This window comes from Burkholderia sp. PAMC 28687, assembly GCF_001577465.1.
Classification (GTDB): domain Bacteria; phylum Pseudomonadota; class Gammaproteobacteria; order Burkholderiales; family Burkholderiaceae; genus Caballeronia.
In genome coordinates, this window is sequence record NZ_CP014507.1 from 1,254,070 (window position 1) to 1,270,474 (window position 16,405).

At 57.8% G+C, this 16,405-nt stretch carries 17 protein-coding genes; 9 read left to right on the forward strand and 8 right to left on the reverse strand.

All coding sequences use genetic code 11. The features are described 5' to 3' along the window. The first annotated feature begins 60 nt into the window (after positions 1-60). The 3 genes from AX768_RS28600 (at position 61) to AX768_RS28610 (ending at position 4,359) form a co-directional block, all read left to right on the forward strand. Positions 61-1,197: a substrate-binding domain-containing protein gene (locus AX768_RS28600; RefSeq protein WP_062003403.1), complete on the forward strand. Its 1,137-nt coding sequence runs from the start codon at positions 61-63 to the stop codon at positions 1,195-1,197. A gap of 119 nt (positions 1,198-1,316) precedes the next feature. Further along, entirely contained in the window at positions 1,317-2,045 is a 729-nt protein-coding gene (locus tag AX768_RS28605; protein WP_062003404.1) for a DeoR/GlpR family DNA-binding transcription regulator, read from the forward strand. Between the two features lie 325 nt (positions 2,046-2,370). Further along, the gene (locus AX768_RS28610; RefSeq protein ID WP_062003405.1) at positions 2,371-4,359 is read left to right on the forward strand and encodes a gamma-glutamyltransferase family protein; all 1,989 of its coding nucleotides are present in this window, start codon (positions 2,371-2,373) and stop codon (positions 4,357-4,359) included. 61 nt (positions 4,360-4,420) lie between these two features. Here the strand turns inward: AX768_RS28610 and AX768_RS28615 are convergent, their stop codons facing one another. After that, on the reverse strand, positions 4,421-4,987 hold the full coding sequence (locus tag AX768_RS28615) for a TetR/AcrR family transcriptional regulator (RefSeq protein WP_086381229.1): 567 nt from the start codon (positions 4,985-4,987) through the stop codon (positions 4,421-4,423). A gap of 158 nt (positions 4,988-5,145) precedes the next feature. Here AX768_RS28615 and AX768_RS28620 point away from each other — a divergent pair, with 158 nt between their 5' ends. Beyond that, the gene (locus tag AX768_RS28620) at positions 5,146-5,799 is read left to right on the forward strand and encodes a glutathione S-transferase family protein (RefSeq protein ID WP_062003407.1); all 654 of its coding nucleotides are present in this window, start codon (positions 5,146-5,148) and stop codon (positions 5,797-5,799) included. Between the two features lie 108 nt (positions 5,800-5,907). Here AX768_RS28620 and AX768_RS28625 read toward each other — a convergent pair whose 3' ends face one another. Further along, positions 5,908-6,216, reverse strand: coding sequence for a putative quinol monooxygenase (locus AX768_RS28625; RefSeq protein ID WP_062003408.1), 309 nt, complete (start codon positions 6,214-6,216; stop codon positions 5,908-5,910). Between the two features lie 80 nt (positions 6,217-6,296). Next, positions 6,297-6,947 (reverse strand): arylformamidase, encoded by a 651-nt coding sequence (gene kynB / locus AX768_RS28630; RefSeq protein WP_062003409.1) that lies wholly within the window; start codon positions 6,945-6,947, stop codon positions 6,297-6,299. Positions 6,948-7,212: 265 nt separating this feature from the next. On the opposite strand from kynB, the gene AX768_RS28635 reads away from it, so the two are divergent. Both AX768_RS28635 and AX768_RS28640 read left to right on the forward strand, forming a co-directional pair. Beyond that, on the forward strand, positions 7,213-7,497 hold the full coding sequence (locus tag AX768_RS28635) for a hypothetical protein (protein WP_062003410.1): 285 nt from the start codon (positions 7,213-7,215) through the stop codon (positions 7,495-7,497). 52 nt (positions 7,498-7,549) lie between these two features. Then, positions 7,550-8,020, forward strand: a complete 471-nt coding sequence (locus tag AX768_RS28640) for an AraC family transcriptional regulator (protein ID WP_062003411.1) — start codon at positions 7,550-7,552, stop codon at positions 8,018-8,020. On the opposite strand, the gene AX768_RS28645 is transcribed toward AX768_RS28640, so the two are convergent. After that, positions 8,017-8,931, reverse strand: coding sequence for a LysR family transcriptional regulator (locus AX768_RS28645; RefSeq protein ID WP_062003412.1), 915 nt, complete (start codon positions 8,929-8,931; stop codon positions 8,017-8,019). The genes AX768_RS28640 and AX768_RS28645 overlap by 4 nt on opposite strands. Before the next feature lie 141 nt (positions 8,932-9,072). Between AX768_RS28645 and AX768_RS28650 the strand changes: the two genes are divergently transcribed. After that, positions 9,073-10,167, forward strand: coding sequence for a tartrate dehydrogenase (locus tag AX768_RS28650; RefSeq protein ID WP_062003744.1), 1,095 nt, complete (start codon positions 9,073-9,075; stop codon positions 10,165-10,167). Positions 10,168-10,317: 150 nt separating this feature from the next. After that, complete coding sequence (locus AX768_RS28655) at positions 10,318-11,103, forward strand: Crp/Fnr family transcriptional regulator (RefSeq protein WP_062003413.1); 786 nt, start codon at positions 10,318-10,320, stop codon at positions 11,101-11,103. On the opposite strand, the gene AX768_RS28660 is transcribed toward AX768_RS28655, so the two are convergent. The 4 genes from AX768_RS28660 to AX768_RS28675 all read right to left on the reverse strand — a co-directional run bounded on the left by AX768_RS28660 (position 11,078) and on the right by AX768_RS28675 (position 15,291). Then, positions 11,078-11,734 carry an aspartate/glutamate racemase family protein gene (locus AX768_RS28660; protein WP_062003414.1) on the reverse strand — a complete coding sequence of 219 codons (657 nt, stop codon included), beginning with the start codon at positions 11,732-11,734 and terminating at the stop codon, positions 11,078-11,080. The genes AX768_RS28655 and AX768_RS28660 overlap by 26 nt on opposite strands. A gap of 30 nt (positions 11,735-11,764) precedes the next feature. Continuing rightward, positions 11,765-13,273: a sugar ABC transporter ATP-binding protein gene (locus tag AX768_RS28665; protein ID WP_062003415.1), complete on the reverse strand. Its 1,509-nt coding sequence runs from the start codon at positions 13,271-13,273 to the stop codon at positions 11,765-11,767. Positions 13,274-13,287: 14 nt separating this feature from the next. After that, positions 13,288-14,208: a sugar-binding protein gene (locus AX768_RS28670; protein WP_442857277.1), complete on the reverse strand. Its 921-nt coding sequence runs from the start codon at positions 14,206-14,208 to the stop codon at positions 13,288-13,290. Between the two features lie 81 nt (positions 14,209-14,289). After that, positions 14,290-15,291, reverse strand: a complete 1,002-nt coding sequence (locus AX768_RS28675; protein WP_062003745.1) for an ABC transporter permease — start codon at positions 15,289-15,291, stop codon at positions 14,290-14,292. A gap of 210 nt (positions 15,292-15,501) precedes the next feature. Between AX768_RS28675 and AX768_RS28680 the strand changes: the two genes are divergently transcribed. Beyond that, entirely contained in the window at positions 15,502-16,395 is an 894-nt protein-coding gene (locus AX768_RS28680) for an NAD-dependent epimerase/dehydratase family protein (RefSeq protein ID WP_062003417.1), read from the forward strand. The last annotated feature ends 10 nt before the right edge of the window (positions 16,396-16,405 follow it).

The window sequence follows — 16,405 nt, forward strand, 5'->3', positions numbered from 1 at the left end:
TCGCATGGTTCCGTGGTGGTGTGGTTAAAACTCAGTACACAAAATCAACGGAGACAAATCATGGATCATCGTCGTTCATCAACTTTCGCCATTGCGCTGACCGGCGTCGTGGCCGCGCTCTGCACCACATACGCGAGCGCGCAATGCGTGACCGGCTTGCCAGTGGCATCGATCGGACCGTCAACCATCGTGGGCCAGGGACCGAACGGCGAAAAGGCTGCATCGGTCGATACGGTCAAGCTCACCGCCGCCGAAACAGACAAGATCAAGGCAGGCAAATACAAGGTCGGCATTTCCATGCAGACCATGAACCTCGACTGGGCGCAATTACAGGTGGCCGGCATCACGGACACGCTCAAGAAATACAACGTGGAAGTGATCGGCGTGGCTTCGGCGGAATATCAGGTCGACAAGCAGATTGCGGATATAGAGAACACCATTCAGCGTCATCCGGACGGCATCATCTCCATCCCCGTCGATGGCACCGCGACCGCCGCCACCTATAAAAAGGTCTCGCAGGCAGGCATCAAGCTCGTGTTCATGGACAACGTGCCAACCGGTCTCAAGCATCCCGAACAATATGCCGCCATGGTTTCCGCCGACAGCGAAGGCAACGGTCAGATCGCGGCCAAGGTGCTGGCGTCGTGCGTGGCAAAGGGCGGCACGATCGGGCTGGTGAATTTCGGCGTCGATTACTTCAGCACGACAGAGCGCACAAAAGCCGTCAATGACTGGATGAAAAAGAACCGTCCGGACATCAAGATCAAGCAGGTCGCGTTCACGGATCCGTCGAAGGTCGGACAAATCGCAGGCGACTTCCTGACCGGCAATCCGGACGTGAAAGGACTTTTCGCGGTATGGGACCAGCCGGCGCTCGACACACTCACGTCCATGCGCGCGCAAGGCGTGACGATTCCGATGACGACCGTCGACCTGGGTCTCGAATCGGCAATCGAAATTGCGAAGGGCGGACCGCTGAAGGCAACCGGTTCGCAGCGTCCCTACGATCAGGGCGTGGCCGAAGCCATGGCGATGATGAAGGCCATTCTCGGCCAGACGCCGCCTGCATGGATCGGCGTGCAGTCGTTGCCGGTCGTTCAGTCGAATGTGCTCGAAGCCTACAAGACGGTCTTCAAGAAAGACCCGCCGGCCCCGCTCGCGGACGCATGCAAGAAGGCCGCGCCCGCCTGCGGCTGATCACTTGCTGCTTGTGTTGAGAAGGGTCCCGGCAGCGCATCCAATGTGCAATGTGCTGCCGGGCGCGGTGGTCCAACCCGCCAGCGAATGGCGCGTCTTCTTTCACGCTTGACCCACGCATGACCAAGAACGAACGACTGCGCACGCTTGCCGAGACGCTGCGCGAGCAAAGCGTATTGCGCTTGCGTGAAGCCGCAACGCTGCTCGATGTATCGGAGATGACGGTACGTCGTGACATTGCCGCAAGCCCCGGCTTGTTCACCTATCTCGGCGGTTATATTGTTCGGACCTCCGACGTACCCAACCACACAAGCTACACCATCGACGAGGAAAAGGATCATTTCGCCCAGGCGAAGGCCGAAGCTTCCGCAACGGCGGTGCGAATCGTATCGGATAACGAAACAGTTTTCATAGACTGCGGCACGACGCTGACCACGCTCGCACGCATGATTCCGGAGGACCTGCATCTTACGGTGGTCTGTTATTCGCTCAATATCGCTGAAATCCTGCGCCGCAAATCCAACGTGCGAATGATTCTGCTAGGCGGCGTCTATGCTCCGTCTTCGGATTCGTTCGCGAGCGAGGAAAGCATCGACACACTCAAGCGCATGGGGATCAACAAGGCGTTCATGTCGGCGGGCGGGGTGGATGAAACGCGCGGCGTGACGTGCTGGAACTTCCATGAAGTTGGAATCAAACAGGCTGCAATGGCGAGCGCCGTGGAAAAGCACCTCGTGATCGATACCAGCAAGATGGGCAAGGTCAAGGCCGTGCGCTTTTCACAAGTTGGCGACTTCGATTCGTTGATCACCGAACGCGGCCAGACCCGCAGACCTCTGACTGCCTGAGCAGAGCGATTCAGCATGATGTCGCGCTATTTCGCGGACATGCCTGATGGCCGTGCGCGTTTCTACTTTCGATAATCTTTGCACGATCATTAAAATAATATTTTTCTAGAGAAAATAAGTAAGGTTTCATATAACATTTTGTCGGCTTATTGCGGGCCGGCACGTCAGTTGTTGAGACCGTCCCGGTGAGCGAATGCCGACTGCAGCCAGCGGCGCCACGCCACCGTTCAAGTGTCGCGAGACCGCTCGCGCGTGCGTTGACGAACCGCCCAGGCCGCAGTTCTCTTCATAAGAACTCGACAATAAATGGACTCGCCGGAGCACGATGAAACGCCACCCCTCCCTGACTCTCGCAACAGCCCTGTCCGCCGCCACACTTCTGCTGATCTCCTGCGGCGGTGACTCGGACGACAAACAACCTGTCTCCACAACACCCACTCAGAACACGGCGTGTCTCGCCGTGGACAGCAACGGATCGAGCGTTGTCATCGGCTCGAATCTGCCGGGTGATCCCTCGCTCCCGGAAGCGGCTTCGGGTTATCGAACAGGTCTGAAGCCGGTTTATTCCAAGACCTATATGGTCACGACATCGAACGCGTATGCGAGCGCCGCAGGTTGCGGCGTGCTCGCGAAAGGGGGCACCGCCGCCGACGCCGCCGTCGCCGTTCAAGCGGTACTGGGTCTGACTGTGCCCGAAGCAACGGGACTGGGTTCGGGAGGCGTGCTGCTCTATTACGACGCGTCGAAGAAAGCGGTACAAGCGTACGACGGCCGCGAGACAGCACCTGACGCTGCCACGGAAAACTATCTTCGTTATGTCGATGACAACAGCGACCATTCCGCGCCGCAACCGAGCGCACGGGCAAGCGGCCGCTCGATCGGTACGATCGGAGTGCCTCGTCTTATCGAGGCGCTGCAGCGCGATCACGGCAAGCTCGCGTGGAAAGACTTGTTCGGCGACGCGATCTCGCTTGCGTCCAACGGGTTTCCTATCGGCGGACGGCTGGCCGGCGCGATTGCATCGAATGCAAGCAGCCTCAAGCGCGACCCCGAAGCCGCGGCCTACTTTTTCAACGCGGACGGATCGCCCAAGGCTTTGGGCACGGTGCTGAAGAATCCCGCGTATGCCGCGACGCTTCAGGCGATGGCGAACAACGGCGCAAATGCGCTGTACTCTGGCCAGATCGCACAGGACATCGTGACGAAGATCGCGGTGACTACCGGCGCCGATGGATCGAAGATCACGCCGGGCAAGACCACGCTCGCCGATCTCGCTGGTTATCAGGCAAAGGTGCGCGAGCCGATTTGCACGACGTACCGCAACTACTGGATCTGCGGCATGCCGCCGCCGTCGTCGGGTGGCATTGCAGTTGCGTCCGCGTTGGGGATTCTCGAGAACTTCAATCTCCAGCAGCAAAAGCCGACAGCCATCGATCTTGAAGGCGGCAAGCCCACGGTTCAGGGCTTCCACCTGATCACCGAAGCCGAGCGGCTCGCGTATGCGGACCGCGACAAGTACGTGGCCGATACCGATTTCATCCCGCCACCGGGCGGAACGTGGAACACGTTGCTCAACAAGCCGTATCTGCAGAGCCGCGCTGCGTTGATCAACGTGAACAAGAGCATGGGCACCGCTGCGGCAGGCAACTTCGGCGCGGTTCCGCTTGGCGTGGATAAAACGCTGATCGAACACGGCACGAATCAGTTCACCATCGTGGACGGTAGCGGCAACGTGGTGACGGCGACCACCACGGTCGAGTCGAGCATGGGCTCGTTTCACATGACCAACGGCTTCCTGCTAAACAACCAGCTCACCGATTTCTCCGCGAGCCCGACCGATACCACCGGCGCTCTCGTCGCAAATCGTGTGCAGCCTGGCAAGCGGCCGCGCAGCTCGATGGCCCCGACGCTCGTCTTCAAGATCGCCGCCGATGGATCGAAGGGCGACTTCGTGATGGCGACGGGTTCGCCCGGCGGCGGCACGATTCCGCAATATGTGGTCAAGACGGTTGTCGGCGTGCTCGACTGGGGACTGGACGCGCAGCAATCGGCGAATCTGGTCGACTTCGGCGCGAGCAATAGTCCGACTACGACGGTAGGCGGCGAGCATCCGAACATCAACACGTCGAACGGCGGCGCGAACGATCCGTTGCTCACCGGTTTGACCGCATTGGGTCATATCGTGTCCACGGCAGCCCAGGCAAGCGGCGTCAATACGATTCTGCGTACGGGCGTGAATCAGTCGAGCGTCCTGCAAGGCGGCACCGATCCGCGCCGTGAAGGTGTTGTGCTCGGAGATACGTTCACCCCGTGACCGCTTGCGCGTGCATTCTTTTTATCTCGAATGCACGCGTTTGAAGATCAGGCGGAACACCTCACGGAATCAATCCGGCGGCGCGGTAGGCCGCCACCGCCTGATCAAATAACGCGATGTTTCCCCGGCCTCTAGCGACAAGCTGAGCGCCTTCGATCGCCGCGTATATCGCAAGCGCCTGATGCTGAATCGCCTCCTTGCTCGCCTTGGTTTTCCTGCGGGACAGCACTTCGGCAAGCCATGCGACATTGACGCTGATGAAGCGATTCACTTCCGCGCGCACCTCGTCGGGCAAGTCGTCATGCTCCGCAGACATCAGTCCGACAAGGCACATCCGGTTCTCGTTCACTAACGCTGCCCGGAATATCCCCGCATAAGCGTCGATGCACTCGCGCACCGTCCTGGACGACGCGAGTATTTGCTCGAACGCGGCGACGCCGTCTTCTGTATAACGCTGCGCAAGCGCTGCGCCAAGATCGCCTTTCGTCGGAAAGTGATGATGGATGCTCGCGCTGGACACACCGACTTCCTTGCCGATTTCCCGAAAACTCAACGCGTTGTAGCCATTGCTCTGTACCATGAGACGGCCCACGCTCATTATTTTTTCCCGCGTGTCAGTGTTGGCCATGAGGAACATCCTCTGTTTGTAATCAAGCTTGATTATATCTCTACCGATAGATAACTCGAGCTGACCCCTTATCTATCGATAGATTGTTGTTGACAGCGCGGTCGCGACGACCTAATCTTCGCTCCACACTTAACCTATCGATAGATAAGGAAACGATCATGAAAATTTACGACACCCCCGGCTTCCCTAATCCGGCACGCATTCGCATCGTCTTGGCCGAAAAAGGACTGGACCCGCAGATTGAGTTCGTCAAAGTGGATCTGTTTGCCGCCGAGCACAAGCAGGACGCCTTCCTCGCCATCAATCCGACGGGTACAGTTCCCGTACTCGAACTGGACGACGGCACATTCATCTCGGAAGGCGTTGCGATCACCGAGTATCTGGACAATCTGGACGGCAACCCTACGCTTACCGGAAAGACACCCAAGCAGAAAGCAGTGATTCATATGATGCAAAAGCGTGCGGATGATCAGTTGATCGATGCCATCGGCATTTACTTTCATCATGCAACGCCGGGGCTCGGCGATCGCTTGCTGGCTTATAAAAGCCCAGAGTGGGCGCACCGCAAAGAGTGGGGCGAGCGCCATCTCGACAAGTTCGTGCGCGGCATGCGCTACTTCGACAGCGTGCTGAAAACACAGCCCTACATAGCGGGCGATGAATTTTCAATGGCCGATATCACCGCCTACGCGGCACTTTTACACGCCGGTTTTGCAAGCGTGGCCATTCCGGATGATTGCACCGCACTCTCAGCGTGGCAGGCGAAAATCTCGGAGCGGCCCAGCGTCAAGAATCGCAGCGGGCAAGCGTAAATTTCGGGCTTGAACTGTTCGGCGGTTTATCTCTCCGATCGATTCGCACTGGATCTATCGGAGATTTTGTTTTTTCAAATTGCGGCGGTGCGAACCGGATATCTAGGACTAAGCGACCTGCAGCACGTTGATCGCTCGCTTGGCAACAAACGACCCCGTGTTGCGACCGTACTCCGCCATATGGGCAGACGCGGCGTGAGCCTTGAGCGCGTCAATACTTTCCCAGCGTTCGATGACCAAGAAAGTATCGTCCCCCAGAGGGGTCTGGATTGCCCCGGCACCAGGTACATCGATCACGGCCTCATAACTGATACATCCTTCTTCTGCCAGGACAGCCGGCTGGTTCTTGCTGAACAACGCAAGAATGTCGGCGCGTTGACCGGGGTTCGCGGTGATAGTGGCAATGACGTGGATCATCCAATCTTCTCCGAATTAAATTAGGGCAAGCGCTGAATGATAATCCGGATCTCGCGCATGCATTCACCTATGCCCGGCGGCTAGTCCTTCGGTAAGCTCCGCAAGATCGCCCTGACCGGACTTGCGTCGAGCGTGTTCAACTTCAACGGCAGCGCGATCAACTCATAGGTGCCATTGCGAACATCATCGAGGATCAGACCTTCGAGGATCGCCATCTTGTGCGCGCGCACGCGGTGATGCGCGTCCATTGTCTTCGACTCTTGCGGATCGAGCGACGGGGTATCGACTCCTATCAGCCTCACGCCACGCTCAGCGAGCCAGTCGATCGCATCGGCCGAGATGGCGGCGAACTCGCTGTCCCATTTAGCCGTCGGCGCCTTTGCGTAGGTCCGGATCAGTACGCGTGGAGCGAGTTGCAACTGCGCGCTACGCAATGCCGATTCGATCTCTTCGACACTGACATGCGAACCCCGTGGCTTGATCGCAAGGACCAGACACTCTCCCAGATACACATCCAGACCGACTGCGCCAATGGCGGCGCCGTCCTGGTCATAGTGCAACGGCGCATCGGCGTGTGTGGCGGTGTGAGGCGAGAGCGTCATGCGTCCGACATTCACGGGTGAACCTGCCTCCATCTTCCAGACTCGTTCGAGCGTGACAGGTGTATCGCCAGGCCAGACAGGCGTGTTCGAATCGATGGGAGCGCTGATGTCGAATAGTCGTTGAGGCATGAGTTTTATCCGTTTGTATTCATGCCAATGTTACGAGAAAGCCGCTGGTGATTGGTGTCAAAGCGAAGGTTGATAAGGAAGTCACGTCGAATATAAATCGGTTTGCGCCAACAAACATACAAAATGATGCTTTTCTGAATACGCGCTTCATCTTAGTGCGATTGAATGCCTTGCTCTGGTGCATAGGTACATGTGGTTTACTACAGCCGCTTTGTGTTGCTACACTTGATTCACTCGTGGCCGCTTCACTGGAGAGTTCGACATCATGTCTTACATCAGCGTCGAGATCAGGGCCTACGATGAAACACGCAAGGTGATCACCGTTGCGTTCAGCGAGAAGTGGCCCGTGGCGTTGTCGTCAGCAGTGATCGCCGAGCTAACGCTCGAAGATTGCGACACCATCGGCCGTGATGGCGAACTTGAGCACTCCGGTTTGACCGAAGATGAAGCATGCGTCTTGCGCATGTTGTTCGAGGATGAAGGCACAATCGAAGATTGCCTGACCGATCCAAGGAGACTGATCGGGCTCGTGAACGAGATGGATGAATGAACTCATAAGAACGATGAAATAGCCGTGCATACGCTCGGCACGAGACAATCAAATGACAACATACGATGTCGTTGTTCGCGACATTCCAGCAATGACCGTAGTTTCCGTCGATAACACGGGACCTTATATCCAGATCAGCAAGGCGTTTGATTCGCTCGTCGGCTGGCTTGCAGGCCATGACCTGCTGTCGCCGGAGATCCGCATGGCGGGAATCTATTACGATAATCCGAAAGTCGTTCCGGAATCCGAACTAAGATCCAAGGCATGTGCAGTGCTGCCGCGCGAAGTCGAAGTTTCTCCGCCCGTAGGTTTGACGCAGATACTCGGCGGCCAATACGCGGTGCTGCTTCACAAGGGACCATATAGCGAGATGCATGCGGCATATGAGTGGCTGTACGGACCCTGGCTTACAGGGTCAGGACGCGAAGCCGCCGATGCCCCTTCGTTCGAAGTGTATCTGAACAGTCCGAAAGATACGGCGCCCGCTGATTGGCTCACGGAGATTTGCGTGCCGCTGCTTTAGGCATCCTTGCGCAAGACAAGTATAAGGAAATCGATAAACGCTTTTACACGCGCCGTGGTCTGCAAGTGCTGCGGAATAACCGCATAGATGTCCGCGCCGGGCGTGCGATATTCCGGCAGCACATGCACGAGCCTGCCATCGTGCAGATAATCCGCTATATCCCACTCCGCACGTAGCAAAATGCCGTGGCCTTCCAGCGCCCATTTCACCGCGATCTCGCCATCGTTGGTTGTCAGGTTGCCACGCACGCGGACACTCTCGGTCTTCTCGGCGGCACCGTGTCCGCTGATCAGGCGCCAGATACCGTAGCCATCGTCGCCCTGGCGTATGCCGATGCAATTGTGCTGGACCAGATCGTCAGGCATTTGCGGAATCGGACGGTCCGCAAAATAAGCAGGCGCCGCGCACAACAACCGGCGATTGGGCGCAACCTGTCGGGCGATGACACGCGCGTCGGGCGGCTCGCCAAAGCGCACGCATACATCGAAGGCATTTTCGCTAAGCGCCGGCGGATCAACCGATAACTGCAACTGGACATCGACCTCTGGATAGGCACGTACGAATCGCGAAATTGCCGGCGCGATATGACTTCTGCCAAAACCCAGCGTTGCATTCACACGCAGTAGCCCGGTTGGCGCGGCGGAAGCGCCACCGAGCAATTGCGCAAGCTCATCCATTTCGGTCAGGATGCGGCGCGCCCGCGACACGTAAATCTCGCCTTCGGGCGTCAGGCTCATGCGCCGCGTGGTGCGGCTCACCAACGCAACGCCAGCTCGGGTTTCCATTTGCGCGAGATGTTTGCTTACCGCCGCCGTACTCAATCCTAACTCGCGGGCTGCCGCCGTCAGGCTGCCGCTGCCCGCGAGTATCGAAAAAAAGCTTAAGTCTTCTGCCTGGATTGGAGAGGTCATCGTTATTCCGCATCACTTTGCAAACCGCCAGAAGAAAAAGATTCTTAACTTCAGGTTAAGAACGATTTAAGTCTAGCAGCGTTTAGCACGCGCTTTTGCGCTTTAGGATGCGTTAGACGTTTAATCCGCCAAGAGATGAATATGAAGAATTACCGTATCGCGACCATTCCCGGAGATGGGATTGGCAAGGAAGTCGTCCCGGCCGGGCAAGAAATCCTTGAAGCGCTAGCCGCGCGTACTAACGGATTCAAATTTGAATTCGAGAGCTTCGGCTGGGGCGGGGATTACTATCGGGCACATGGCGTGATGATGCCGCCCAATGGCCTCGATGCACTTCGCGACAAGGACGCGATTCTTTTCGGTTCGGCCGGAGACCCAGACATACCCGACCACGTCACGCTGTGGGGTTTGCGTCTGAAAATTTGCCAGGGCTTCGATCAATATGCCAACGTGCGTCCAACGCGCATTCTTGCCGGTATCGATGCCCCGCTCAAACGCTGCGGGCCGAATGACCTTGACTGGGTGATCGTCAGGGAAAATTCCGAGGGCGAATATGCAGGTATTGGGGGACGTGCGCATCAGGGTCATCCAATAGAAGTTGCCACCGACGTTTCCATCATGACGCGCGCCGGCGTTGAACGCATTCTGCGTTTCGCGTTCCGCCTGGCAGCGTCACGTCCCCGCAAACTGTTGACCGTCATTACCAAGAGCAATGCGCAGCGCCACGCCATGGTGATGTGGGACGAGATCGCGCTGCAAGTCTCGAAGGAGTTCGCCGACGTAACCTGGGACAAGGAACTCGTCGATGCCGCGACCGCGCGCATGGTCAATCGCCCCGCCACGCTCGATACCATCGTGGCCACCAACCTTCACGCCGATATTCTCAGCGACCTCGCTGCAGCACTCGCTGGCAGTCTCGGCATTGCACCGACGGCCAATCTCGATCCGGAACGACGTTACCCGTCCATGTTCGAGCCCATCCATGGCTCCGCGTTCGACATCATGGGAATGGGCCTCGCCAATCCGATCGGCACGTTCTGGTCCGTCGTGATGATGCTCGAGCATCTCGGCGAAATGGATGCGGCCCGCACCGTGATGAATGCAATCGAACGCGTGATGGCCGACCCTGCGCTGCATACCGGTGACCTGGGTGGCAAGGCCACGACGCGGCAGGTGACCGATGCCGTCTGTGCCCTGCTTGCACCGCATGAAACGAATGCGCCGCAGACAGCTTGAGCTTGCGGGCGCGTAGGGGTTGACCCCTTGCGCGCAATGATCGCGAGCTCTGTGTAGACTTGATGAGTCAGGAAAATGACAGCGACCGCGTGCATTCAAACACCTCATGACCGTTCACGGTTTTCGAGGCAAAGTTTAAGGAGACACCCAATGTGGTTTGTCGGAAAAAGCGAATTGCTTTCGCTCATAGAACGTCACTGTCTAGATGAAGTCATGCCTGCGTTCAGCGAGCATCGAACCGTGCGGAAAAATACGACGATTTATCGGCCCGAAGATTCGAGCAATCACGTCTATTTGCTCAAGAGCGGCAGCGTGCGGCTCTTCAGGCTGACCGAGGACGGGCAGGAAATCACGCTGTCGTTCATCAAGGCAGGCATGTTGTTCGGAGATGGCGACGTGCTCAACGAAGCCAACTATTCGCATCATGCCCAGACGCTTGCGCCAAGCATGCTTTGCTATATCCGCAAGCCTGACTTCAAGCACCTGCTCGCACGCTATGACGTCATCAACCAATTTGTTTTGAAAAGTCATTACCGCCGGTGGCAGGAAGCGCAGCAGCTCATAGAGAACCTGTCGCTGCACGATGTCCGCAAGCGGCTCACGAATATCCTCGTGATGTTCGCCAACCAGATCGGCGTGGAATTCGACTATGCCGATGCGGGTGATTCGGTGCTCATCGACCTGTCGATTCCGCAGGACAAGCTCGCCGAGTTCATTGGCACATCGCGCGAATCGGTCAACCGGCATTTCAACGATCTCAAGGCCGACGGGCTCACCGCCATGCATGAACGCAAGATCGTGCTGACGCCGCTTTTCGTGGCGCGCTATCTGCCGCATAAGGCAACGCCCGCACAACACATTTCGTCGGCGACATTTCCAGCGCCGCCGTCCCCGTTCAGTTCGCAATATGTCAAAGCGCCGCTAGCGCGCGTTTGACCGCCTCAACGCCGCTGCGCGGACTGGACAAAACCGGTACGCGCAACGCGCCGAGCGCAGGCACCAGACGCGCCATGGAGACCTGCGCGAGCACCACGACGTCGACCTCGTCGGCAAGCGCCGCGATCGTCTGCTTGAGGATTTCGTCGTGGCGCGTGCCATCTCCCGCGAGCAACGCCTCGAACGCGCCTTCCGCGATCCGCTCGGTCACATCAACAGTACGGCCGAGTTCCTCCGCCTTGCGCCGGATGAGGCGTACAGTCGGGTCCAGCGTTGTCGATACGGTCGCCACCACGCCGATACGCCGGCCGATTGCGCTGGCTTCTTCGGCCATCGACTCGTCGATCTTGATTATTGGCGTTCGGATGAACCCCTTAAGCGAATCCGACGCCTCACCCACCGACGAACATGCGTTGAGAATGACGTCCGCGCCCATCGCCTGCGCGTTCGACATATAGCTATAGATTCGGCTCGCAACTTCCGGCGTCAGATGTCCGGCCGCGCGGACGTCGTTCAGCAAGCTGTCGTCCATGATGTTGATGATGCGGGCGCCGGCGATCAGTTCGTTGAGTTGCTCCTTGATCGGCAAGACGGTGACGGGTCCAGTATGGATCACAGCTATCGTAGTCATGGCTTTTAATGGTTGGTTCGTTGGGGAATTTCATGCCGTTGCTGCCGCCATCACGCGTTCCTGGGTCGCTTCGGCGCGGGTCATTTCGCCGTTCAGTCGCCCTTCACGCACGATCAGGATCCTGTCGCTAACGGCGAGCACTTCAAGCAAATCGGACGAGATCACAATGATCCCGATGCCTTGCGAAGCGAGACGCGCGAGCAGCGCATGCACTTCCGCTTTCGCGCCTATGTCGATACCGCGCGTGGGTTCATCGACGATCAGCACCTTTGGATTGCGTGCAACCCATTTCGCGATGACGATCTTCTGCTGATTGCCGCCACTCAGGTTGACCACCTTCTGCTCGGTACCTGGGGTCTTGATGCCAAGACTTCGTACGAATTGCTTGCAGCTCTCGTCTTCCTTTGCGCGCTGCAAGAACTGGAAAGGCGAATAACGTTTGAGATGCGTGAGGCTGAAGTTTTCGCGCACGCTCATTCCGAGAACCAGTCCTTGCGCCTTGCGGTCCTCTGTCACAAAGCCGATGCCATGTTCAATCGCATCATGGGGATTGCGGATGCTCACGCTCTTGCCGTCGACGGCGATACTTCCCGTGCAGGGACGAATGCCGAAGATCATCTCCATGATTTCCGTGCGCCCTGAACCCACCAGTCCCGCAACCCCGAGAATTTCCCCACGATGTAGCGTGAAGTCGATATCCCTGATCCGCGCCTCGGCGCCCTTCGTTGCGCGCAAGGACAAATCGCGAACCTCCAGCACGGGAACCCCGGTTGCGTGCGAACTGGACGAACCGGGATACAGGTCGCTCAGTTCTCGATCGACCATCATGCGAACCAGCGAATCGCGCGTGACTTCCGCAATGGGCGAAGTATCGACGGTACGGCCGTCGCGTAGAACGGTCACGTGGTCGGCGAGTTCGAATATCTCCTCGAGCCTGTGCGAGATATAAACCACCGCAATGTCCCGCTCGCGCAGCCGCTTGATCAGTTGCAGCAGGGTGCGTGTCTCGTGATGACTGAGCGATGCCGTCGGCTCATCCATGATGATGACTTTCGACTGATACGCGAGCGCCTTCGCAATCTCGACCATCTGCTGCTGCCCAACGCTCAATTCGCTAACACGCGTTGACGGATCGACATCCAGTTCGATGGTCTCGAGCATCGCCCTGGCCTCGCGCTCCATGCGCGGCCGGTCGAGCAACCCTACTCGGTTGAGCGGCTCGCGCGCGAGAAAAAGATTCTCAGCCACGCTCAGGTTTTCAACGACTGATAGCTCCTGATAAATGATGCCGATACCAAGCGCGCGGGCATGATTGCCATCGCGCATCTCGACCTCATTGCCTTCTATCAGGATCTTGCCGCCGGGGTCAGGCGCGTAGACGCCCGTCAGGATTTTCATGAGCGTGCTCTTGCCCGCCCCGTTCTCTCCGGCAAGCGCGAGCACTTCGCCTTGCCGGATTTGAAGGTTCACGCCATCGAGCGCCTTCACTCCGGGAAAGGTTTTGGAAATCGCGCGCATTTCCAGGAATGGCGTTGCCATGACGTTCCCTTTGCTTACTTCGTGTAACTGCCAATGTTGTCCTTCGTCACTACCGTCACGCCTGTATCGATATCTTTGGGCGCCTCGCCCTTTCCCTGGATCTGCGCGACCAGGTTATCGACAGCAAGCGAGCCCATGGTGACGGGACGCTGGACCATGATCCCTTGAATGGAACCGTCCTTGAGCGCCTTGAGCGTGTCGGGGAGATCATCGAATGCCAAGACTTCGAGCTTGCCTTTCATCGCGCCGAATTCCTTGGTGTTGAGCACCTTCGACACCGCCGGGCCGCCCACCTGACTCACCCCGAAGATTCCCTTCAACTGCGGATGCGCACGCAAGGTGGTCTCGGTAACCGAAACGCCTTTTGCAAGATCGTCTTCTGTTCCCTGCGTCTCCACGATCTTGATGCCCGGATACTTCGCCAGGCCCTTCTTGATGCCCGCAATGCGCTCGTTCAGGTTCACCGCGCCGAGTTGACCAGTGATGATCGCAACCTCGCCGTTGCCGTTCAGCGCTCGACCCATGGTCTCGGCCATCGTCGCGCCGGCCGATTCGTTGTTCGTGCCGATGTACATGGAACGTCCGCTCTTCGGCGAATCCGAGTCGAACGTCAACACCTTGATACCACTTTGCTGTGCGCGCTTCATCACGCTTTCAACTGACTTGGGTTCGTTGACGGAAATGGCGATGCCATCCACGTGCTTCGAAATCAGGTCTTCGATGATCTTGACCTGCGTGGAGCCCTGCGTGTTTTGCGGCACGACCCATTGATACTTCACGCCCAGCTTGTCGGCGGCTGTCTGTGCTCCCTTGTTGCAGTCATCGAAGAAGGGAACCGCCACCTTCGGCACCACGGCGACGGAGATATCCTTTGCGTCCTTGGCGTTTGCCGATGCACCCATAGAAAGCGCAACCGTCGCCACGGCCATGCTCATCACGCTGCGAAATGCTTTATCCATTTTCGTCTCCAAAGGTCTAGTTTTTAGTGGTGAAACAAAGGTTGGGAAGCGAAGATCTCAACGTCCCTTTCGGCGCACGCGCCAGATATCGATGCTGACCGCGAGCAGGATCACACAGCCGGTAATGGCCTGCTGCGCATAGGTATCGATGTTCAACAGCACCACGCCGTTCGTGATGATCCCGGCAAGCGCCGCGCCAATGATCGCGCCCTCCACGCTGCCCGCACCGCCGGAAAGACTCGCACCGCCAATGGCTGCTGCGGCGATCACGTCCAGCTCGGCGCCAAACCCCGAAGCCGGTTCCGCCGATACAAACCGCGAGAAGCTGACGACGCCTGCAATGGAGGCGATGAGACCCGACAACGCATAGACGATGAACTTGACGCGGAACGTACGCACGCCGCTGAGCCGCGCCGCCATTTCATTACCGCCGGTGGCATAAACATGCCGGCCGAAACGCGTTTGCCGCATCAGCACAGAAAAGCAGAGGGTCATTACAATCATGATGATCACGGGAAACGGGACGAATCCCACATACCCCTGCCCGATGAACGTGAAACTGTCGGGAACATCGGGCGTGACCGGCACGCCCTTCGTGATCATGTACATCAGGCCACGTCCAATGCTCAACGTCCCCAGCGTGGCAATGAATGGCGGCAATTGAATCCAGGTGATCAGCAAACCGTTGAAGCAGCCAACCGCGAGTCCGACCACGAGCCCCGCGATCACCGCGACCACAGGACCCGCGCCGTGCTGGAAAGCCAGCGCAGTCACGAGCGATGAAAGTCCCATCACCGATCCCACAGACAAATCGATCCCACCGGTAATGATCACGAGCATCATGCCTATTGCCATGATGGCGATCAGCGAGAACGACCTGAAGACGCCCATCAGGTTGTTCGTAGTAAGGAAATAAGGGGAAAAGATGCTGATCAGGATTCCGACAAGCAGCAATACGGAGAAGATATTCAGCTCGCGGATCTTGAGCAGGCCGCGCAACGTGGCGGTAAGTCCCGACGATTGCCGGTGCGGATCTTCTTTGGACGATATTGCAGCCACCGATGTCTCCTTGTTCTGATTCTGGTTTAGTAGGATCGTAGGCGGCGCAAGGTTGGCGAGTCTGTGACGGGCGTCATACATGTGCATCGGGGTTGTCCCTGATGCGCGGCATCGTGGGACTATGAAGTTCGTCACAGAAGCTGCGTGCGGGCCTCTGTACCATGCATCTCAAGGTGACGTCCCTATAAAACCAGATCAGGAGCACGAGACATGACGAAGCGAGTAATAGTGACCGGCGGCAGCGGGCTGGCCGGCAAATGGGTCGTTGAGGATCTTGTCGCACACGGCTACGAAGTGTTGAACCTCGACCGCGTGCCTATGGCAAAGCCTATTGCGCGAACGCTGATCACCGACCTGACCGATGCGGGCCAAGTGTTCAATGCGCTTGCGTCGACGACGGTGCTCAAGGAATTCGAGGACGACATCGAGCCCAAGCCCATCGATGCAATCGTCCACTTCGCTGCAATCCCGCGGATCCTGATCGTGCCGGACAACGAGGTCTTCCGCATCAACGTGATGGCGACCTACAACGTGCTCGATGCGGCGTCGAAGCTCGGCATCAAGAAAGTGATCGTGGCTTCAAGCGAGACCACGTACGGCGTAGTGTTCGCGCACAGGCATCGCAATCCGGAGTATTTCCCCCTGGACGAGGAATATCCTGTCGATCCCATGGACAGCTACGCCATGTCAAAGGTGATCAACGAAGTCACAGCAAAGGCTTTCCATGCGCGCACCGGCGCGGATATCTACTGCTTCCGGATTGGCAATGTACTGGACCCTGTCGATTATCAGAAATTCCCGACATGGCTCAAGGACCCGGGTCTGCGCAAACGCATTGCATGGAGTTATATCGATGGACGCGATCTGGCGACGGCGTGCCGGCTTGGCATCGAAAAAGACGGGCTCGGGTTTGAAGTGATGAACGTCGCGGCCGATGACGTTTCATCGGACCGGTCGACCGCCGATTTGCTCAAGGAGTTTTATCCGGGCGTGCCGGTGAAGAAGCAAATGGGAGAGTTCGAGACGCTGCTTAGCAACGACAAGTTGAAGCGCCTGCTTGGCTGGCAGCAGCAATACAAATGGCGTGAGCAAGTCGCGCTTTAAGTGCGTTGGC

Excerpts from the sequence above, each read along its gene's own strand:
- AX768_RS28620 (WP_062003407.1), top strand. The coding sequence starts at position 5,146 with ATGAAAATTTACGACACCCCCGGCTTCCCTAATCCGGCACGCATTCGC.
- AX768_RS28650 (WP_062003744.1), top strand. The coding sequence starts at position 9,073 with ATGAAGAATTACCGTATCGCGACCATTCCCGGAGATGGGATTGGCAAG.
- AX768_RS28600 (WP_062003403.1), top strand. The coding sequence starts at position 61 with ATGGATCATCGTCGTTCATCAACTTTCGCCATTGCGCTGACCGGCGTC.
- AX768_RS28665 (WP_062003415.1), bottom strand. The coding sequence starts at position 13,273 with ATGGCAACGCCATTCCTGGAAATGCGCGCGATTTCCAAAACCTTTCCC.
- AX768_RS28680 (WP_062003417.1), top strand. The coding sequence starts at position 15,502 with ATGACGAAGCGAGTAATAGTGACCGGCGGCAGCGGGCTGGCCGGCAAA.
- kynB (WP_062003409.1), bottom strand. The coding sequence starts at position 6,947 with ATGCCTCAACGACTATTCGACATCAGCGCTCCCATCGATTCGAACACG.
- AX768_RS28610 (WP_062003405.1), top strand. The coding sequence starts at position 2,371 with ATGAAACGCCACCCCTCCCTGACTCTCGCAACAGCCCTGTCCGCCGCC.
- AX768_RS28655 (WP_062003413.1), top strand. The coding sequence starts at position 10,318 with ATGTGGTTTGTCGGAAAAAGCGAATTGCTTTCGCTCATAGAACGTCAC.
- AX768_RS28605 (WP_062003404.1), top strand. The coding sequence starts at position 1,317 with ATGACCAAGAACGAACGACTGCGCACGCTTGCCGAGACGCTGCGCGAG.
- AX768_RS28645 (WP_062003412.1), bottom strand. The coding sequence starts at position 8,931 with ATGACCTCTCCAATCCAGGCAGAAGACTTAAGCTTTTTTTCGATACTC.
- AX768_RS28635 (WP_062003410.1), top strand. The coding sequence starts at position 7,213 with ATGTCTTACATCAGCGTCGAGATCAGGGCCTACGATGAAACACGCAAG.
- AX768_RS28625 (WP_062003408.1), bottom strand. The coding sequence starts at position 6,216 with ATGATCCACGTCATTGCCACTATCACCGCGAACCCCGGTCAACGCGCC.
- AX768_RS28615 (WP_086381229.1), bottom strand. The coding sequence starts at position 4,987 with ATGGCCAACACTGACACGCGGGAAAAAATAATGAGCGTGGGCCGTCTC.
- AX768_RS28640 (WP_062003411.1), top strand. The coding sequence starts at position 7,550 with ATGACAACATACGATGTCGTTGTTCGCGACATTCCAGCAATGACCGTA.
- AX768_RS28670 (WP_442857277.1), bottom strand. The coding sequence starts at position 14,208 with ATGAGCATGGCCGTGGCGACGGTTGCGCTTTCTATGGGTGCATCGGCA.
- AX768_RS28660 (WP_062003414.1), bottom strand. The coding sequence starts at position 11,734 with ATGACTACGATAGCTGTGATCCATACTGGACCCGTCACCGTCTTGCCG.